General features: G+C 66.4%; 18 protein-coding genes. 9 read left to right on the plus strand and 9 right to left on the minus strand.

From position 1 onward, the window contains the following. From parC to ACNH6H_RS02295, 3 genes are read right to left on the minus strand one after another with little or no spacing between them, the layout of a single operon-like run. Nucleotides 1-2313, minus strand: a complete 2313-nt coding sequence (parC, locus tag ACNH6H_RS02285) for a DNA topoisomerase IV subunit A (RefSeq protein WP_418315275.1) — start codon at nt 2311-2313, stop codon at nt 1-3. Nucleotides 2314-2356: 43 nt separating this feature from the next. Next, on the minus strand, nt 2357-2890 hold the full coding sequence (locus ACNH6H_RS02290; protein WP_418315277.1) for a GNAT family N-acetyltransferase: 534 nt from the start codon (nt 2888-2890) through the stop codon (nt 2357-2359). Then, nucleotides 2890-4875, minus strand: coding sequence for a DNA topoisomerase IV subunit B (locus ACNH6H_RS02295; RefSeq protein ID WP_418315278.1), 1986 nt, complete (start codon nt 4873-4875; stop codon nt 2890-2892). Before ACNH6H_RS02295 ends, ACNH6H_RS02290 begins: the two co-directional genes overlap by 1 nt. 72 nt (nt 4876-4947) lie before the next feature. Between ACNH6H_RS02295 and ACNH6H_RS02300 the strand changes: the two genes are divergently transcribed. The 6 genes from ACNH6H_RS02300 to ACNH6H_RS02325 all read left to right on the plus strand — a co-directional run bounded on the left by ACNH6H_RS02300 (nt 4948) and on the right by ACNH6H_RS02325 (nt 9910). After that, the gene (locus tag ACNH6H_RS02300) at nt 4948-6186 is read left to right on the plus strand and encodes an MFS transporter (protein WP_418315280.1); all 1239 of its coding nucleotides are present in this window, start codon (nt 4948-4950) and stop codon (nt 6184-6186) included. Then, complete coding sequence (locus ACNH6H_RS02305) at nt 6183-6335, plus strand: hypothetical protein (RefSeq protein ID WP_418315282.1); 153 nt, start codon at nt 6183-6185, stop codon at nt 6333-6335. The genes ACNH6H_RS02300 and ACNH6H_RS02305 overlap by 4 nt, the downstream gene beginning before the upstream one ends. Next, entirely contained in the window at nt 6335-6898 is a 564-nt protein-coding gene (locus tag ACNH6H_RS02310) for a class I SAM-dependent methyltransferase (protein WP_418315284.1), read from the plus strand. Before ACNH6H_RS02305 ends, ACNH6H_RS02310 begins: the two co-directional genes overlap by 1 nt. A gap of 66 nt (nt 6899-6964) precedes the next feature. Next, a complete protein-coding gene (gene dapA / locus ACNH6H_RS02315; RefSeq protein ID WP_418315285.1) occupies nt 6965-7846 on the plus strand; it encodes a 4-hydroxy-tetrahydrodipicolinate synthase in 882 nt (293 codons plus the stop codon). An 87-nt stretch (nt 7847-7933) separates the two neighbouring features. After that, nucleotides 7934-9079: an outer membrane protein assembly factor BamC gene (gene bamC / locus ACNH6H_RS02320; RefSeq protein WP_418315286.1), complete on the plus strand. Its 1146-nt coding sequence runs from the start codon at nt 7934-7936 to the stop codon at nt 9077-9079. A 12-nt stretch (nt 9080-9091) separates the two neighbouring features. Next, a complete protein-coding gene (locus ACNH6H_RS02325) occupies nt 9092-9910 on the plus strand; it encodes an MBL fold metallo-hydrolase (protein ID WP_418315288.1) in 819 nt (272 codons plus the stop codon). A gap of 57 nt (nt 9911-9967) precedes the next feature. On the opposite strand, the gene ACNH6H_RS02330 is transcribed toward ACNH6H_RS02325, so the two are convergent. From ACNH6H_RS02330 to ACNH6H_RS02340, 3 genes are read right to left on the minus strand one after another with little or no spacing between them, the layout of a single operon-like run. Then, nucleotides 9968-10336: a hypothetical protein gene (locus ACNH6H_RS02330; RefSeq protein WP_418315290.1), complete on the minus strand. Its 369-nt coding sequence runs from the start codon at nt 10334-10336 to the stop codon at nt 9968-9970. A 55-nt stretch (nt 10337-10391) separates the two neighbouring features. Beyond that, complete coding sequence (locus tag ACNH6H_RS02335; RefSeq protein WP_418315292.1) at nt 10392-10910, minus strand: hypothetical protein; 519 nt, start codon at nt 10908-10910, stop codon at nt 10392-10394. Nucleotides 10911-10922: 12 nt separating this feature from the next. After that, nucleotides 10923-12080, minus strand: coding sequence for a JmjC domain-containing protein (locus ACNH6H_RS02340; protein ID WP_418315294.1), 1158 nt, complete (start codon nt 12078-12080; stop codon nt 10923-10925). Nucleotides 12081-12155: 75 nt separating this feature from the next. Here ACNH6H_RS02340 and ACNH6H_RS02345 point away from each other — a divergent pair, with 75 nt between their 5' ends. Continuing rightward, nucleotides 12156-12680, plus strand: a complete 525-nt coding sequence (locus ACNH6H_RS02345; RefSeq protein ID WP_418315296.1) for an FKBP-type peptidyl-prolyl cis-trans isomerase — start codon at nt 12156-12158, stop codon at nt 12678-12680. Nucleotides 12681-12742: 62 nt separating this feature from the next. Here the strand turns inward: ACNH6H_RS02345 and dut are convergent, their stop codons facing one another. After that, a complete protein-coding gene (gene dut / locus ACNH6H_RS02350) occupies nt 12743-13207 on the minus strand; it encodes a dUTP diphosphatase (protein WP_418315298.1) in 465 nt (154 codons plus the stop codon). 22 nt (nt 13208-13229) lie between these two features. Beyond that, nucleotides 13230-14522: a bifunctional phosphopantothenoylcysteine decarboxylase/phosphopantothenate--cysteine ligase CoaBC gene (gene coaBC / locus ACNH6H_RS02355; protein ID WP_418315299.1), complete on the minus strand. Its 1293-nt coding sequence runs from the start codon at nt 14520-14522 to the stop codon at nt 13230-13232. Nucleotides 14523-14715: 193 nt separating this feature from the next. Between coaBC and egtD the strand changes: the two genes are divergently transcribed. Further along, nucleotides 14716-15678 (plus strand): L-histidine N(alpha)-methyltransferase, encoded by a 963-nt coding sequence (gene egtD / locus ACNH6H_RS02360; protein WP_418315301.1) that lies wholly within the window; start codon nt 14716-14718, stop codon nt 15676-15678. A 168-nt stretch (nt 15679-15846) separates the two neighbouring features. Further along, entirely contained in the window at nt 15847-17649 is a 1803-nt protein-coding gene (locus ACNH6H_RS02365; RefSeq protein ID WP_418315303.1) for an SLC13 family permease, read from the plus strand. A 29-nt stretch (nt 17650-17678) separates the two neighbouring features. Here the strand turns inward: ACNH6H_RS02365 and motB are convergent, their stop codons facing one another. Beyond that, nucleotides 17679-18647 (minus strand): flagellar motor protein MotB, encoded by a 969-nt coding sequence (motB, locus tag ACNH6H_RS02370; protein WP_418315305.1) that lies wholly within the window; start codon nt 18645-18647, stop codon nt 17679-17681. Nucleotides 18648-18694: the final 47 nt, after the last annotated feature.

Raw genomic sequence — 18694 nt, forward strand, 5'->3', positions numbered from 1 at the left:
TCAGCCCGGCGTCGGCTTCAGCGCCTGCGCCTTCATGCCTGCCGGCTTGCCCTTGCGCGCCCGCTTCGCGGCAAACGGCGCCCAGCCCGCCGGTTTGACGATTTCTTCCTTGATCCGCCCGCCTCTGCCGGCACCGACCAGCACGAAGCTGTTCTCGAACGGGCAGACGTCGAGCAGTCGGTCCTTGCCCTCGAGGTCGATCAGCGTCAGCCCGCGCCCGCCATTAGCCTGCCGCTTCAGTTCGGCAATCGGGAAGACGAGCAAGCGGCCGACCTGCGACAGGCAGGCAAGCTGGGTCGCGGCACCGACCAGCCGCGGCGCCAGCGGCTCCTCGCCGTCCTCCAGCGTCAGAAAGGCCTTGCCGCCACGTTGCCGGGTCAGCAGGTCGCCGACCTCGGCCAGCAGCCCGAAGCCGCCGCTGCCAGCCAGCAGCACCGTCTGCTTCAGATCGGCCGCCAGATAAGACGCCGGCCGGCTGCCGCTTTCGACATCGATCAGCGTCGTGATCGGCGCGCCGTCGCCGCGGCCGCCCGGCAGCTGCGCAACCGGCGTCGAATAGACGCGGCCGTTGCTGCCGAAGACCAGCAGCGGATCGACGCTGCGGCAGCTGAAGGTCGCGAGCAGGCTGTCGCCGGCCTTGAACTGCAGCGCGGTCGCCGCGATTTCGTGGCCCTTCAGCGAGCGCACCCAGCCTTTCTGGCTGACGACGACCGTCACCGGCTCGTCGATCAGCTTGACCTCGAGCACCGCCTTCTTCTCGGCCTGGATCAGCGTGCGGCGCTCGTCGCCGTGCTGCTTGGCATCGGTCTCGATCTCCTTGATCACCGTGCGGCGCAGCGTCGCCGGGCTGTTCAGGATGTCTTCGAGTTTGCCCTGCGCGGTGCGCAGCTCGGCCAGTTCCTGCTCGATCTTGATTGCCTCGAGGCGCGCCAACTGGCGCAAGCGGATCTCGAGGATGTCGTCGGCCTGGCGATCGCTCAGATTGAAGCGCTCGATCAACGCGGCCTTCGGCTCGTCGCTGGCGCGGATGATGCGGATCACCTCGTCGATGTTCAGCAGCACCAGCTGCCGGCCCTCAAGCACGTGGATGCGATCGAGCACCTTGGCCAGCCGGTGCCGGCTGCGCCGCTCGACGGTCGCCATCCGGAAGCCGATCCACTCGACGAGGATCTGGCGCAGGCTTTTCTGCGTCGGCCGCCCGTCGGCGCCGACCATCGTCAGGTTGATCGGCGCCGAGGTTTCGAGGCTGGTGTGCGCGAGCAGCGTCGTGATCAGGTCCTGCTGCGCAATCGTCCGGCTTTTCGGCTCGAAGACGAGGCGCACCGCGGCATCCTTGCTCGATTCGTCGCGCACCGCATCGAGCACCGCGAGCACCGTCGCCTTCAGCGCCAGCTGCTCGCTCGACAAACTCTTCTTGCCGGCCTTGACCTTCGGGTTGCTGAGTTCCTCGATTTCCTCGAGCACCTTTTGTGCGCTGGTACCGGGCGGCAGTTCGGTGACGACGAGTTGCCATTGGCCGCGCGCCAGGTCCTCGATCTTCCAGCGCGCCCTGACCTTCAGGCTGCCGCGGCCGCTGGCATACGCCGCGCGGATGTCCTCGGCGCTGCTGATGATCTGCGCGCCGCCCGGATAGTCGGGGCCGGGCAGCATCGCCGCCAGCGCGTCGTCGTCGAGCGAAGCATCCTTGATCAGCGCGACCGCGGCGGCGGCGATTTCGCGCAGGTTGTGCGATGGCACCTCGGTCGCGAGGCCCACGGCAATGCCGCTTGCGCCGTTCAGCAGCACGAACGGCAGCCGCGCCGGCACCTGTTTCGGCTCGATCGTCGAGCCGTCGTAGTTGGCGATGAAGTCGACCGTGTCCTCGTCGATCTCGTCGAGCAACAGGCGCGCGATCGGCGCCAGCCGCGCTTCGGTGTAGCGCATCGCCGCTGCGCCATCGCCATCGCGCGAGCCGAAATTGCCCTGGCCGTCGATCAGCGGATAACGCTGCGAAAAGTCCTGCGCCATCCGCACCAGCGCGTCGTAGGCGGCCTGGTCGCTGTGCGGATGGAAGCGGCCGAGCACGTCGCCGACGACGCGCGCGCTTTTCACCGCCTTCGGCCCGCCGGCGGTCGTGAACGCCAGCCCCATGCGCTCCATCGCGTACAGAATGCGCCGCTGCACCGGCTTCTGGCCGTCGCAGACATCGGGCAGCGCCCGGCCCTTGACGACGCTCAGCGCATATTCGAGGTAGGCCCGCTCGGCATAGTCGGCGAGGCTGATGGCGTCGCCATCGGCTTCGAAGGCGCCCGGCGGAGTAAACAGATCATTCATTCGGAATCAGCAGAAAAAGCGTGCCACGCCGGCGGCGTGGGCATCAGCGCCCGGCGGCCTCGGCGCGGCGGGCATATTCATCGGCCAGCATCGACATCACGATCAGCGAGTCGTAGCCGTCGGCGGTCTTCACGCTTTCGCGCAGCCGCCCTTCCTCGACAAAACCTTCGCTGCGGTACAGCGCCTGCGCCGGCAGGTTCAACGCCTTCACGTCGAGCCAGAAGCGGTGCGCACCGAGGTCGCGAAAAGCCATCTGCGCCAGCCAGCGCAGGCAGGAGCGGCCGATGCCGATGCCATGCATCGCCGGCAGCAGCACCAGCCGTTTCAATTCAATCGAATGGTGCGGATTGCGGCAACCCTGCAGGATCACGAAACCGGCCGATGCATAGTCGGCGCCGGCCTCGACGATGAAATGGCGGAAGTCCGGAAAGCGCACCGCACCCTCGTGCTGGATCCGCTCCCACGGCGTGATGAACGGCAGGTTCAGCGGATCCTGCTCGACCGACAACACGAAGTCGAGGTCCGACAACATCGTCGGCCGCAGGCGGATCGGCGGCGACGGCTTGATATCCGCCATCAGACGTCGACTTCCACGTCGTCGCCGTGCAATTCCATCAGGTCGCGGCGCGACTGCGCCTCGCCCTTGCCCATCAGCCGGGCCAGCGAGGCAACGGTCGCGGCATGGCCGGCGGCCGCATAACTGATCGGCAGCAGCCGGCGGGTATCCGGATTCAGCGTCGTATCCCACAACTGCTCGGCGTTCATCTCGCCAAGGCCCTTGAAGCGGCTGATCGACCAGGCGCCTTCGCGCGTGCCTTCCTTGCGCAGCTTGTCGAGCGTTGCATGCAGTTCGCCGTCGTCGAGCGCATAAATCTTTGCCGCCGGCTTCTTGCCACGCGCCGGCGCGTCGACGCGGAACAGCGGCGGCTTCGCGACAAAGATGCGGCCGGCTTCGATCAGCTTCGGGAAATGCCTGAAGAACAGCGTCAGCAGCAGCACCTGGATGTGCGAACCGTCGACATCGGCATCGCTCAGAATGCAGATCTTGCCGTAGCGCAGGCCGCTCAGGTCGCCGGACTCCATCGTGTGCGGATCGACACCGATCGCGACAGCGATATCGTGGATCTCGTTGTTTGCGAACAGGCGGTCGCGTTCGACCTCCCAGGCATTGAGCACCTTGCCGCGCAGCGGCAGCACCGCCTGCGTTTCCTTGTTGCGGCCCATCTTCGCGCTGCCGCCGGCCGAATCGCCCTCGACGAGGAACAACTCGTTCATCGTCAGATCACGGCTTTCGCAATCGGTCAGTTTGCCGGGCAGCACGGCAACACCCGAGCCCTTGCGCTTTTCGACCTTCTGGCTGGCGCGCTGCCGGGTTTGCGCCTGGCGGATCACCAGTTCGGCGAGCTTGCGGCCGATCTCGACATGCTGGTTCAGCCACAGCTCCATCGCCGGCTTCACATAGGTCGTGACCAGCCGCAGCGCATCGCGGCTGTTCAGCCGCTCCTTGATCTGGCCCTGGAACTGCGGGTCGAGCACCTTCGCCGACAACACGAAACTGGCGCGGGAGAACACATCCTCCGGCATCAGTTTGACGCCTTTCGGCAGCAGCGCATGCAGGTCGATAAAGCCCTTGACGGCGCCGAACAGGCCGTCCTTCAGACCGGATTCATGGGTGCCGCCGGCGACCGTCGGGATCAGGTTGACGTAGCTCTCGCGCATCGGCGCGCCGTCTTCGGTAAAGGCGACACACCAGGCCGCGCCCTCGCCTTCGGCAAAATTCTCGGTCTCGCCGCGGTCAGCGTAATGCGCACCCTCGAACAGCGGGATCACCGGATCGGCAGCCAGGTTCTGCGTCAGATAATCCCGCAGCCCGTCCTGGTACTGCCAGGTCTGCACGTCGCCAGTCTTCTCGATCGTCAGCGTGACCTTGACGCCGGGCATCAGTACCGCCTTGCTGCGCAGCAGGTGCGTCAGTTCGCCACGCGGCAGGTCCGGGCTGTCGAAATAGCGTGGATCGGGCCATGTCCGCACCGTCGTGCCGCTGCGCCGGTCGCCCGAGCCGATCTTGCGCATCCGCAGCGGCTCGACGACATCGCCGCCGGCAAAGCCTATCGATGCGACCTGGCCCTCTCGCCAGACGGTGACGTCGAGCCGGGTCGACAGCGCATTGGTGACGCTGACGCCGACGCCGTGCAGGCCGCCGGAGAAGCTGTAGGCGGCGCCACCGCCCTTGTCGAACTTGCCGCCGGCATGCAGCCGGGTGAAGACGATCTCGACCACCGGCACCTTTTCCTCGGCATGCTGGCCGAACGGAATGCCACGGCCATCGTCGACGACGCTGACCGAGCCGTCGGTATGCAGCGTCACGTCGATGTGGCTGCCGTGGCCGGCCAGTGCCTCGTCGGCCGCGTTGTCGATCACCTCCTGCACGATGTGCAGCGGGTTGTCGGTGCGGGTATACATGCCGGGCCGCTGCTTGACGGGCTCCAGCCCCTTCAGCACGCGGATCGATGCCTCGCCGTAGTTCGATGCCGGGTTTTTCCCCGGTGATTTGTTCGCCATGGCGGCGGATTGTAGGGAGGCGGCGTCGGCAGCCCGCTGCAGCATCGTCCGCGATTGGCTACATTTCTCCGGATGACCGCAGCAGCCGCGCCCCACAACCAGCCTGCCACCCTGTCGATGACACAGGTGTTGTGGTGCGGCGCGATGATCGTCACGATGTCGATGGGCATCCGCCACGGTTTTGGTCTGTGGCTGCAGCCGATGACGATGGACCGCGGCTGGACGCGCGAGACTTTTGCCTTCGCGCTGGCAATCCAGAACCTCGCCTGGGGCCTGGCCGGGCCGCTCGCCGGCGCGATCGCCGACCGCTTCGGCGCCTTCCGTGTGCTGATCTTCGGCAGCGTGCTGTACGGGCTCGGACTGGTCTGGATGGGCCTGGCGACGTCCGGCCTCGCCTTCACCGGCAGCGCCGGCGTGCTGCTCGGCCTGGCGCAGTCGGGCACGACCTATGCCGTTGTCTACGGGGTCATTGGCCGCAACGTCGCGCCCGACAAGCGCAGCTGGGCAATGGGCGTCACCGCAGCGGCCGGCTCGTTCGGCCAGTTTCTGATGGTGCCGGTCGAGAACTGGCTGATCGGCGGCTTCGGCTGGCAGAACGCCTTGTTCATCCTCGGCTGCCTCGCGCTGCTGATCATTCCGCTGGCGTTCGGGCTGCGCGAGCCGCGCACCTCGCCGCACGTGGGCCACCAGCAGAGTGTCGGCGAGGCGCTGCGCGAGGCCTTTCGTTACCCGAGTTTCCGCTGGCTGACCGCCGGTTATTTTGTCTGCGGCTTCCAGGTCGTCTTCATCGCGGTGCACATGCCGAGTTATCTGAAGGACCGCGGCCTCGGCCCCGATGTCGCGACGGTGGCGCTGGCGCTGATCGGGCTGTTCAACATCTTCGGCACCTATGCGGCCGGTTCGCTCGGCCAGCGGATGCCGAAAAAATACATCCTGTCGGCAATCTATGTGCTGCGCTCGATCGCGATCGTCGCCTTCCTGCTGCTGCCGCTGACGCCGATGAGCGTCTATATCTTCTCGTCGATGATGGGCCTGTTGTGGCTGTCGACGGTGCCGGTGACCAATGCGACGGTCGCGCAGATCTTCGGCGTGCAATACCTGTCGATGCTCGGCGGCTTCGTCTTCCTGAGCCATCAGGTCGGCAGCTTCCTCGGCGTCTGGCTCGGTGGGCGGCTGTACGACGCGACCGGCAGCTACGACCTGGTCTGGTGGATCGCGGTGGCGCTCGGCATCTTTGCGGCGCTGGCCAATCTGCCGGTGCGCGAGGCGGCGATCACCCGGCTGCCGCGGCCGGCCCCGCTGACGCCATGACGACGCACACCGCCTCCGAACGACCGCGCCGTGGCTGGCGCTGGGCAGGCTTTGCGGCCGCGCTGCTGGTGCTGCTGCTGGTATTCGCCGCCTGGCTGCAGCCGGAAATGACGATGCAGATGGCGCAGCAGATCTGGAGTTGTTTCTGATGGCGCATGGGCACGGCGATGGGCAGGCCTCCGACTGGGTGATCCGCTGGAGCGCTGCGCTGCCGGCCGGCAGCACCGTGCTCGATCTGGCCTGCGGCAGCGGGCGCCATGTCCGCGTTCTGGCGCAGCGCGGGCTCGCCGTCACAGCGGTCGACCGCGATGCACAGGCGGTCGCGCCGCTGCGCGAGTTGCCCGGCGTCGCCGAGGTCATCGTCGCCGATCTCGAAAACGAGCCGTGGCCGTTGCCGGGCCGGCGCTTCGATGCCGTCGTCGTCACCAACTACCTGTGGCGCGAACTGTGGCCGAAACTGGTCGAAAGCCTGGCGCCGGGCGGGCTGCTGATCTACGAAACCTTCAGCATCGACCAGGCCAGCATCGGCAAGCCGTCGAATCCCGCCTTTCTGCTGCGCCACGGCGAACTGCTCGAGCTGAGCCACGGCCTGCGCGTGCTCGGCTATGAAGACGGGTTTGTCGCGCAGCCCGACCGCTTCGTGCAACGGATTGCCGCGCTGCAGCCGCCGCACAGCGCGTTGTCAGCGCCGCCGGCCCGATATCCGTTGTGAGAGGCCGGGCAATCGAAGGCCGCCGCGGCGGCAGCTAAAATCCGGCGATTCCACAAGGAAATCCGAATGAAACCCATTGTTGGCAGCATCGTTGCACTGGTGACACCGATGCACGATGACGGCAGCATCGATCACGATGGCCTGCGCGCGCTGATCGACTGGCACATCGCCGAAGGCACCGACTGCATTGGCGTCGTCGGCACGACCGGCGAGTCGCCGACGGTGACCGTCGAGGAGCACTGCGAAATCATTCGCGTCGCGGTCGAGCATGCGAATGGCCGGATCCCGATCATGGCGGGCACCGGCGGCAATTCGACGCGTGAGGCGATCGAACTGGCGGGTTTTGCCAAGAAGGTCGGCGCCGACTGCAGCCTGTCGGTGGTGCCCTACTACAACAAGCCATCGCAGGAAGGCATCTACCGCCACTTCAAGGCCATCGCCGAAGCCGTCGACCTGCCGATGATGCTGTACAACGTGCCCGGTCGGACGGTGGCCGACATGTCGGTCGATACGACGATCCGGCTGGCCGATGTGCCTGGCATCTTCGGCATCAAGGAAGCCAGCGGCGACATCGGCCGCGCGGCCTGGCTGATCAAGCGCGCGCCGGCGCATTTCGGCATCTATTCGGGTGACGATTCGACCGCTGTCGCGCTGATGCTGCTCGGTGGCAAGGGCAATATCAGCGTCACCGCCAACGTCGCACCACGTGCGATGCATGAGATGTGCATCGCCGCAATCGAGGGGCGGGTCCGCGAGGCGACCGCATTGCACCTGAAGCTGCTGCCGCTGCACCGCGACCTGTTCTGCGAGGCCAGCCCGGCGCCGACCAAATGGGCGCTGGCCAAGATGGGCCGTTGCGGCGGCGCGCTGCGGCTGCCGATCCTGCCGCTGACCAGCGCCGGCGAAGCGACGATGGAACGCGCGATGAAGGATTCCGGTCTGCTCTGAAGCGCCGCCCGGCACGCGCTGTCGCTGCCCGTTTTTACCCGTCAGTCATTGGTGCCGGCGCAGCCGGCACATTCGGAGAATTCCACAGTGTCCCCATTCCTGCTTTCCGCCAATCGGCGATTCGCCGCGACGTCCCTGATCGCGGCGCTGGCACTCGGCCTTGCCGGCTGTTCGTCGGTCGAGAAGGTCGTTTCCGGCGACAAGATCGATTACAAGGGAACGACCGTCCGCGAGAGAGGCCTCGAGGTGCCCCCGGACCTCAGCCAGCTGTCGCGCGATGTGCGGGCACCGCAGCCGGGAGGCGTTGTCAGCGCGGTCAACTTCGAGCAGCAGCAGCGCAGCCAGACGCAGGCGCTGCCGACCGCAGCGGGCACGCTGCCGCAGGCAAGCGACATGCGGATCGAGCGCGCCGGCGACGAGCGCTGGCTGATCACGACGCTGCCACCGGAAAAACTGTGGCCGCAGCTGCAGGCGTTCTGGCGTGAACGCAACCTCGCACTGACGGTCGACGATCCGGCCGCCGGCGTGATGGAGACGGAATGGGCGGAGAACCGCGCCAAGCTGCCGAACGACATCATCCGCCGCACGCTCGGCCGGGTCATCGATGCGGTCTACTCGACCGGTGAGAAGGACAAGTTCCGCACCCGCGTCGAGCGCACGCGCAACGGCAGTGAAGTCTTCATCTCGCACCGCGGAATGATCGAGGTCTACGCGACGCCGACCAAGGACACGACCGTCTGGCAGCCGCGGCCGCGTGATCCTGCACTCGAGGGCGAGATGCTGCAGCGGCTGATGGTCAAGCTCGGCGCGAAGGAAGAGACGGCAAAGACCGCGGTGCAGACCGCAACCGCGAATGTGCCGCCGGCGCGTGCACGCCTGTTGCCGAACCAGCCGACGCCGACGCTGCAGGTCGACGACGGTTTCGACCGGGCCTGGCGCAGGGTCGGGCTGGCACTCGACCGCGGCGGCTTCACCGTCGAGGACCGCGATCGCAGCCAGGGGCTTTATTTCGTCCGTTATGTCGATCCGGCACAGGCCGGCAAGGAAGAGCCGGGCTTCTTCGGTCGCCTGTTCGGCGACAAGACGCGCCTGTCGCCGCCGCAGCGCTACCGCGTCTCGGTCAAGGGCGAAGGCGACAGCAGCACGGTGCGGGTGCTCGATTCACAAGGCAACCCGGAGAACGGCGACGCCGGCAGGCGCATCGTCGCACTGCTCGTCGACGACCTGAAATAGGCCGCGCCGGCAATGCGCCTGCGCAGCCTGGGCAGCGGCAGCACCGGCAACGCAAGTCTGGTTGAGTCGACGGATGGTCTGCGGACCACCCGGGTGCTGCTCGACTGCGGATTTTCGCAACGCGAACTGGCGCAGCGGCTTGCCCGTGCCGGTGTCGCGGTCGAGCAGATCGACGCGATCTTCGTCACCCATGAACACGGCGACCATGTCGGCTGTGCACTGGCGCTGTCGCGGCGACACCGGATTCCGCTGTGGATGAGCCGAGGCACCTGGCGCGCGGTCAATCGCGTCGTCGACTACGCCGGGCCGTTGTTTGCCGAGGAACCCGCGCCAGCCGACGACGACCTCGTATTTTTTGCCCGCGATGGTGAATGCATCGACATCGATGGGCTGCGGCTGGTGCCCTATACCGTGCCGCACGATGCACAGGAGCCGCTGCAGGTCACGTTCACCGACGGCAGCGGCAGGCTCGGCGTGCTGACCGACGCCGGCTGCCTGACCGCGCACATTCTGGCCAATCTCAGCGCTTGCGACAGCCTGCTGCTCGAATCGAACCACGACCCGGCGCTGCTTGCCGCATCGGCCTACCCGGCGTCGCTGAAGGCGCGGATCAGCGGCCGGCTCGGCCATCTGAGCAACCCGGTCGCCGCCGAGATCCTCGCCGGTGTCGCCCATCCCGGCCTGCGCCATGTCGTCGCGGCACATCTGAGTGAGCGAAACAATACCGTCGAGCTGGCGCGCGGCACGCTGGCGCACGCACTTGGTGCATCGTCCGACGATATCGAGGTTGCCGATCCGAAAACAGGGACCGAATGGATTGTTGTCGCCTGAAACAAACGGGCACAAAAAAGGCCGCCCGAAGGCGGCCTGTTCGATGCCGGAATCGAATTACTTCGATGCGGCAGCAGCAGCGGCCGATGCGGCATCGCTGACGGCGCCAGCAGTCGCGGTGGCGGCGCTGCCAACAGCAGCAGCGGCGTCCGAAGCGGCTTCGCTGACTGCAGAAGCAGCCTCGGCGACCGGAGCCGGAGCAACAGCCGGAGCCTCCATCGGGGCCGGAGCGGGAGCAACAACAGGCTCTTCCTTCTTGCTGCAGGCGGCGAGAGCGACGGCGGCAGCGAAGGTTGCCAACAAAAGTGACGATTTCATATATTTCCTTGGATCGAAGGGTCGAACGTTACCGACAACTGTGCTCAGTTGCGCAGCCAAATCAGAATTGAACTTGACTTCAGAAGCAGGAAAGTCCTTTCGAACCAAGGCTTTCGCCCCACCCTGCTCTAGTTAATAAGTATAAACCTAATAGGCACTTACCCTAGAGCCCCAACTGAGTCACCGGGAACGACTCGGCCGACCGTTGCAGAAAAGCATCAAGTTCCTCCCAATCGCGCACCTCTTCGGGGCGCGTGAACGCCAGGCGGCCCCGGAAGTGGATCGGATCGTGCACCCGCAGACTGAGCTGCCCGGGCGCGATCATCATGCTCGGAATTGCCGGCACATCGTCGTCGGCAACCTGCCGGCAATCGACGATGTGCGACCAGGTGCGCCGCCATGCGACCCAGCGCGGGTGCTGGCGCTGCAGCGTTTCGAAGCGGGCTGCCAACACGACCAGCTTGCGGTGCGGCATCGCCCAGCGGGTCAGCAGATCGACAACTTCGGGCTCGCCGAGCGGCCAGTCGGCATAGTCGCGGTCGCAGAGGTAGATCTCGCGGCAGCCGTGCTCGGCCAGATGGGCGATGGCCTGACGAAAGGCGGCCCTGAAGTCGCCCCGGGTCAGGAACGAAACGGATGCTGGCGACGGGCCAGTCGGGGCTGCGGGCGTCTCGCTGTCCATCGTTGTGCTCCTTCAGTCAGGCTCGGCATGCAACCAGCCGGCCACCGCCCATTCCTCCAGCAATGCCGCCGCCTGCGGGCCGAGGCGATCGCGGTCGGCGGCGCTCAGCACGCGCTGGTCGGCAAGCCGGCGCATCAGCCTGGCGTCCTTGCCGGCGGCACGGAACGACTCGCCATTGATGAAGACATGCCAGTCGTCCCACAACATGCGGGTGCGGATGTCGAGCCGCACGCCGCACTTTGGCGCAAGTGGCGACGCTTCGTCAAACCAGACCTGCGGTTTGGGCTCGCTCAACCATTCGCCGAGCGAGCAGGCCAGCGCCCGCGAGTCACCGATCAACCGGGTCACCGCGTCGGCTGCAAATTCCTGCATCTCCAGCGGAATCTGTGCCGGCGACTGCGCCGCCGGTCGGCCGCGGTCGCTGAACAACGGCGACGCCGCCGCGGATTCGGCATCGGCCGCGGCATCCAGGCTGCGCTGCAGCACTTCGCGGGCAAATTCATCGCGCGTTGCCGCACGAAACCCGATCGAGCAGGTCATGCAGTCGCCGCCGACGGCGACACCGTCGTGGGCCCAGCCCGGCGGCAGGTACAACATGTCACCCGGTTCCAGCAGCCATTCCTGCTCGGCGACGAAATTTCTCAGGATCTTCAGCGGCAAGCCGTCAACCAGCTGCGGATCGGTGACACGGCCGATCCGCCAGCGCCGTCGGCCCTGCACCTGCAGCAGGAACACATCGTAGGAGTCGACATGCGGACCGACGCCGCCGCCATCGCTGGCATACGACACCATCAGGTCGTCGAGCCGCGCATCGGGAACAAACCGGAAGCGCGACAGAAGTTCATGCGCCGATGGCAGATAGAGGTCCAGACCCTGCACCAGCAGCGTCCAGCCCGGCTGCTTCGACGGTGGCAGCGCCGTGCGCGGCAGCGGGCCCTGGCGCAGCTGCCAGCCGGATTCGCCATGGCGCACCAGCCGCGACTCGACGTCGTTGCGGGCGGCCAGCGTGAACAACTCGGCGCGGTCGACCGGCGCGACGATCTCCGGCACGGCCTGCCGCACCAGCAGTGGATTCTTCTGCCAGTGACGGCGCATGAACTGCTGCGGGCTCAGCCCGCCCAGCAGCGTGCTCGACAAATTGGGACTGATCGAGGGAAATGAAGATGGCATCAGGCGATTGTGCGGTCTGTCCGGGCTTCAGCCGGGGCGGCGGCCGGCCGTCTGGCGCTGTGCGATGATTCCGCCATGCTGATCAATCCTCCCTGCGTGGTCAGTCTGGTCTGGCGTCTGCACGATGCCCAGGGCCAGCTGATCGACGAACTGACCGATGCGGTCGAATTTTTTGTTGGCGGCGAAGATTTGCTGCCGAAGGTCGAGGAAGCGCTGCTCGACCAGGAGGCCGGATTCGAGACCGAATTGCACCTCGAGCCCGAACATGCCTTCGGCGAATACGACAGCGATCTGGTCTTTTTCGAACCGCGTTCGATCTTTCCGAACGGCATCGAAGCCGGCATGCAGTTCGATGGCCTGCCGCCCGGATCGCAGACACCGGACATGCCGACGGATGCGATCTATACCGTCACCGAGGTCTACCCTGAGCATGTCGTGCTCGACGGCAACCATCCGCTGGCCGGCATTGCGCTGCGCCTGGCGTTGACGGTGCGCGACGTCCGCGAGGCGAGTGAACAGGAAATCGAGGCCGGCAGTGTCGGCAGCGCACCGGCCATCAGCGTGCTGCCGGCAAAACCGCCGGGGACGCCGTTGCACTGAACGGTAGAGGCAGGGCCGAATCGGGGCTGAAGCCCCTGCTACAGGCCAGCCCACCAGGCTGGCTACGCGCTGCCGGTCGAGCCGAAGCCGCCGCTGCCGCGATGGCTGGCGTCGAAGTCGTCGACCTGCTTGAACGCGGCCTGCACGACCGGCACGATCACCAGCTGCGCGATGCGTTCCATCGGCGTCACGGTATAGGTCTCGCTGCCGCGGTTCCAGGCGCTGACCATCAGCGGCCCCTGGTAGTCGGAGTCGATCAGGCCGACCAGGTTGCCGAGCACGATGCCGTGTTTGTGGCCGAGCCCGGAGCGCGGCAGGATCATCGCGGCCAGCCCGGGATCACCGATGTGGATCGCCAGCCCGGTCGGGATCAGCCGGGTCTGGCCGGGCTCGAGCAGCAGCGGCGCATCGATGCAGGCGCGCAGGTCGAGGCCGGCGCTGCCCGGAGTGGCGTAGCTGGGTATCTGTTCGGCCATCCGGGGGTCGAGCAGGCGAAATTCGATCGTCGTGTTGGTCGTGGAGGTCATCGGATAGCTGCAGGGCTTTGGATCAGGTTTTCGCTTGGGGTGCCGTCTCGCCGGCACGCGCGAGCCGGCCGGCGATATCGGCGACGAGCTGACGGGCCAGCGTCAGTTTGTCGGCGCGGGGCAATTCGTGCTGGCCGCCATCGGCATCGATCAGCAACAGGCTGTTGTCGTCGCGGCCGAAGGTCTCCGGGCCGAGGTTGCCGACGATCAACGGCACCTGCTTGCGTTGCAGTTTCTCCTGGGCGTGGCGCAGCAGGTCGCGGCTTTCGGCGGCAAAACCGACGCAATACGGTCGGCGCTGCGGACCGTCGGCAGGCAGTTTCGCCACTGCGGCGAGGATGTCCGGGTTTTCGACCATCTCGAAGCCGGGCACCTGCCCGCTGCCGTCCTTCTTCAGTTTGTGTTCGGCGGGTTTTGCCGGCCGCCAGTCGGCAACCGCCGCGGTGGCGATGAAGATGTCGTGGCGCGGCGCCTCGGCCATCGTCAGCTGGTACATCTCGGCGGCCGTCGTCACATTGCTGCGCGCAACACCGCGCGGTGTATCGAGCGCGACCGGGCCGGCGATCAGCGTCACCTCGGCGCCGGCCTCGCGCGCCGCGCGGGCGATCGCAAAACCCATCTTGCCGCTGGAGCGGTTGGTGATGCCGCGAACCGGATCGATTGGCTCGTAGGTGGGGCCGGCGGTGATCAGCACCCGCTTGCCGGCCAGCGCCTTAGGCTGGAAAAACGCAATCGTGTCGGCCAGCAGTTCGAGCGGCTCGAGCATGCGGCCGTCGCCGACCTCGCCGCAGGCCTGGTCGCCAGCATTCGGGCCGAGCAGCGTTGCACCGTCGGCAACCACCTGGGTCAGGTTGCGCTGCGTTGCCGGATGGGCCCACATCTCGCGGTTCATCGCCGGCGCCAGCAGCAGCGGGCAGCGCTCGACCGGCCGCGCCAGGCAGAGCAGGCTCAGCAAGTCGTCCGCCCTGCCCTGCACGAGCTTGGCGATCAGGTCGGCGCTGGCCGGCGCAATCAGCACGGCATCGGCATCGCGGGTCAGGTTGATGTGGGCCATCGCATTCGGCTCGCGCGCATCCCACTGACTGGTATAGACATTGCGATTCGACAAGGCCTGCATCGTCACCGGCGTGATGAACTGCTCGGCGGCCTCGCTCATCACGACCTGCACGGTGGCGCCAGCCCGAACCAGTTCGCGCAGCAGTTCGGCGCTCTTGTAGCAGGCAATGCCGCCCGACAGCCCGAGCACGATGTGGCGGCCACTCAACTGACCAGCACCGGCGGCGCGCGGCAACGGGCTGTCGTTGGTGACGGGCACGGCAGGCAGGGACGTGGTCTCGGGCATGGGCGGGCGACGTGGCGGATGGCTGTACGCGGCATTGTCGCCGACCGGCGCTTGACCGACCTGGGCCGCTGCGGGCCATCGAAGCAGCTAGGATGCACGCTCGCTGCGCCCGACCGGGGGCGGCCCCACCGTGGATCGATCGCCCCACGCACAACACGAAGCGCCGATGCCTGCCACCCACGCCGAGCCGAGATTTGTCCAGTGCCATCACGAGGACCCGCAAGCAAGCCGTGCCGAACTGCTGCGCGGCCTGACCGCCCCGACGGCGGTGACGTCGCCGAAATTTCTTTATGACCGGCTCGGCTCGAAACTGTTCGATGCAATCACCGAGCTCGACGAGTACTACCCGACGCGCACCGAAGCGGCGATCTTTCGCGACCATGCGGTGCAGATGGCCGCGGCGATCGGCCCGGTCGGCAGCCTGATCGACCTCGGTGCCGGCAACTGCGCAAAGGCCAGCAGCCTGTTCGGCGCGCTGCAACCCGCCCGGTATCTGGCGGTCGATATCTCGGTGGATTTCTTGCGCGAGGCACTCGACCGGGTGGCCCGCGAATTTCCGCAGATCGAGGTGGTCGGCATCGGCCAGGATTTCTCAAGCTCACTGGCATTGCCGCCCGAACTGGTCAGCGGCCGACCGGTATTTTTTTATCCCGGCTCGAGCATCGGCAATTTCACGCCGCAGCAGGCATTGCAGTTCCTCGGCGGGCTGCATCAACAAGCCAGCGGTGGCGGACTGCTGATCGGTGTCGACCTGGTGAAGGCAGCGTCGGTGCTCGAACCGGCCTACGACGATGCGCTCGGCGTCACCGCCGCGTTCAATCTGAACCTGCTGCTGCACCTGAACCGCCTGATCGGCAGCGATTTCGAGCCGCGGCAATGGCGCCACATCGCCTGCTACAACGCCGAGCAATCGCGGATCGAGATGCACCTCGAGGCACGCCGCGAGTTGGTCGTGCGTTGGCCCGGCGGCTCGCGCCGCTTCGACGCCGGCGAGCGCATCCATACCGAAAATTCGTACAAATATTCGATTGACGGATTTGCAACACTGCTCGCCGACGCCGGCTTCGCCAAGTCGAGTCACTGGACCGACGAGGACGGGCAATTTGCGGTGTTCTGGGCGGCAGCCTGACGCTCTTTTCCCACGTGGAAGGGGGCCCGGCAGTCGACGTGGCCCCCGTCGCACCGCCGGCTAATCACGTTTTCGATATAACAACATTCATAAACATTTCTTGAGGTTTTAACGGCCACCTCATACCGTCACGTCCTCTTCACTCGACGCGCATGGCCGCGCCGGATCATGACGGTCCCTGAACATCTGCAAGCGCTGGCTGTCGGCGTGATCCTGGTCGTGTTGTTCGCGGCCTTCGTCCGCGAATGGTTGCGCGCCGACATCGCGGTGCTGGCCGCCGTCGCGGTGCTGCTGGTATTGCAGTTGCTGACGCCGAAACAGGTGCTCGGCGTGTTGAGCAACAGCGCGCCGGTGACGATCGCCTGCTTGTTCATTCTCAGCGCCGCGCTCGGCAAGACCGGCTGTGTCGACCGGCTCGGCGAACTGCTCGGCCGCTTCGCCGCGCGTGGAGAACGCGGTGTGCTCGCCGCGCTGATCCTGGTCGGCCTGCTGGTCTCGCCGTTCATCAACAATACGCCGCTGGTGATGGTGATGATCCCGGCGGTGACGGCGGTGGCGCGGCGCCATGATCTGCCGGCATCGCGGCTGCTGATCCCGCTGTCTTACGCCACCATCCTCGGGGGGCTGGTCACGATGATCGGCACCTCGACCAACATCCTGGTCGACGGCGCTGCACGCAACCTCGGTCTGGCGCCGTTTCGGATGTTCGAGATCAGCGCGCCGGCGATCGTGATGGCACTGCTCGGCGGCATCTTCATGCTGATCTTCGCGCCGCGCTGGCTGCCGGTGCGCGAGACGCTGACGCAGCAGTTCGTCGGCAGCGGCGACCGGCTCTTCATGACCGAGCTGTTCGTGCCGGAAGGCTCGCGACTGTCCGGGCGCAGCCTGAAGGACGCGCGGCTGGCGAACGGCCACGCCGAGGTGCTGAAACTGTTCCGCGGCGATACCGAGATCTCGATGCCGGGCCCGCAGACCCGGCTGCAACTCGGCGACCGGCTGATCGTGCACAGCCGCAGCAGCGCGATGATGGACCTGCGCAGCACCGATGCCGTCGGCCTGCAGACAGCAGCCGACAGCAATGCCGACCTCGAGACGCTGCGCCGCCGCGATGTCGTGATGGTCGAGACCATCATCGGCCAGAGCTCGCGGTATGTGATGCGGCCGATCCGCGACCTCGACCTTGCCGCGCGTTACGGTATCCACCTGATCGCGGTACACCGCAAGAGCGCATCGATCCACGATATCGGCGACGACTTCCAGCTGCAATTCGGCGATGTGTTGCTGATCGAAGGCACGCCGGCGCAGATCAAGCGCTTCTGCGAGAACGGCGACCTGATCGCGCTCGCCGAAGGCCGCGCGCCGGTCGACCGCTCACGGCTCGCGCCAATCGCGCTGGCGACAATCGTCGGCGTGATGCTGCTCGCGGCATTCGACGTGATGGCGATCGAGGGCCTGGCGCTGATCGGCGCGGCGATCGTCATCGTCAGCGGCTGCGTGCGCGCCGACGAAGCCTACAAGGCGATCGAATGGCCGATCATCGTGCTGATCCTCGGCATGCTGGCGGTCAGCGTCGCGATGCAGCAGTCGGGTCTGGCAGCGATGCTGGCTGGCGCACTGGTCGCGATAGGCCAGACCTGGCCGGCCTGGCTGATGCTCTCGCTGGTGATCCAGATCACCTCGATCGCGACCGAATTCATCAGCAACAACGCGGTCGCGGTGCTGTTCACGCCGATCGTCGTCTCGGTCGCCGCACAGCTCGGCGTCGATCCGCGACCGTTCGTCGTCGGCGTGATGTTTGCGGCGAGCCTCAGTTTTGCAACACCGATCGGCTACCAGACCAATACGCTGGTCTACAGCGCGGGCAACCACCGCTTCGCCGATTTTGCGCGGCTCGGCATTCCGATGAACATCATCACCTGGCTCGCTGCGAGCGCGCTGATCCCGCTGTTCTGGCCGCTGACGCAGCGCTGAACGGGACCCGCCGTCGCCGGCGGGTGATGTCAGCGCAATTCCGGACGGATCGCGGCGATCTTGCCGTTCAGCGGCGGCGCCGTTTGCGGCTGCTGAGTCTGCGGCTCGACCTCGGCGACCTCGGGCCCGGTCTGGAACATGCGATCCTCGGCATCGCGGTTCATCACGATGATGCTGATGCGGCGGTTCGCCGGGTTGTTCGGATTGCCGCGCTCGAGCGGCTGGCTCGACGCCAGCCCCTGCACCCGCAGCACGCGGTTGTCGGGCAGCCCGCCGACCAGCAGTTCGCGCCGCGAGGCATTCGCACGGTCGCTCGACAGCTCCCAGTTGCTATAGCCGCGCCCGCCGCCACCGAAGCTCAATGCATCGGTATGGCCTTCGAGTGTCAGCCGGTTCGGCACCTCGGCGAGCACGCCGCCGATTTCCTGCAGCAGCTCGCGCATATAGCCCTTGACCATCGCGCTGCCGCTGTCGAACATCGGCCGGTTCTGCTCGTCGACGATCTGGATGCGCAGCCCATCTTTCGTCAGGTCGAGCTTGATCTGCGAATCGAGCGCAGCCAGCCGCGGATTGGCCGCGAGCACCTGGCCGACCTTCTGCTTCAGCTGCTCGAGCCGCTCCCGTTCGGCCTGCCGCTCCTGCTCCTTCATCGCCAGCAGGTTGACGGTCGACCGCGGCGCCTCGATGTCGCCGCGCTTGACCTGGCCGCTCTGCCGCGACAGGTCGGCGCCGCCGCCCTTGATCACGTGCGACGCATCACCGGAGCCGGAACCGCCGCCGAGCAGCGACACCTTCATCGGATTCTGGAAAAAGTCGGCAATGCCCTTCTTGTCGCCCTCGGACGTCGAGCCGAGCAGCCACATCAGCAGGAAAAACGCCATCATCGCGGTGACGAAGTCGGCATAGGCAATCTTCCACGCCCCGCCATGCGCCGCATGGCCACCCTTCTTGACCCTTTTGATGATGATCGGCTGCAGCTTCTTTGCATCACCAGCCATTCGTCTCTCCCATCTCGACCAAATTGGCCGACGCAGTCAGGCCACCA

The organism is Pseudideonella sakaiensis (assembly GCF_048320135.1).
Taxonomy (GTDB): Bacteria; Pseudomonadota; Gammaproteobacteria; order Burkholderiales; family Burkholderiaceae_C; genus Ideonella_A; species Ideonella_A sakaiensis_A.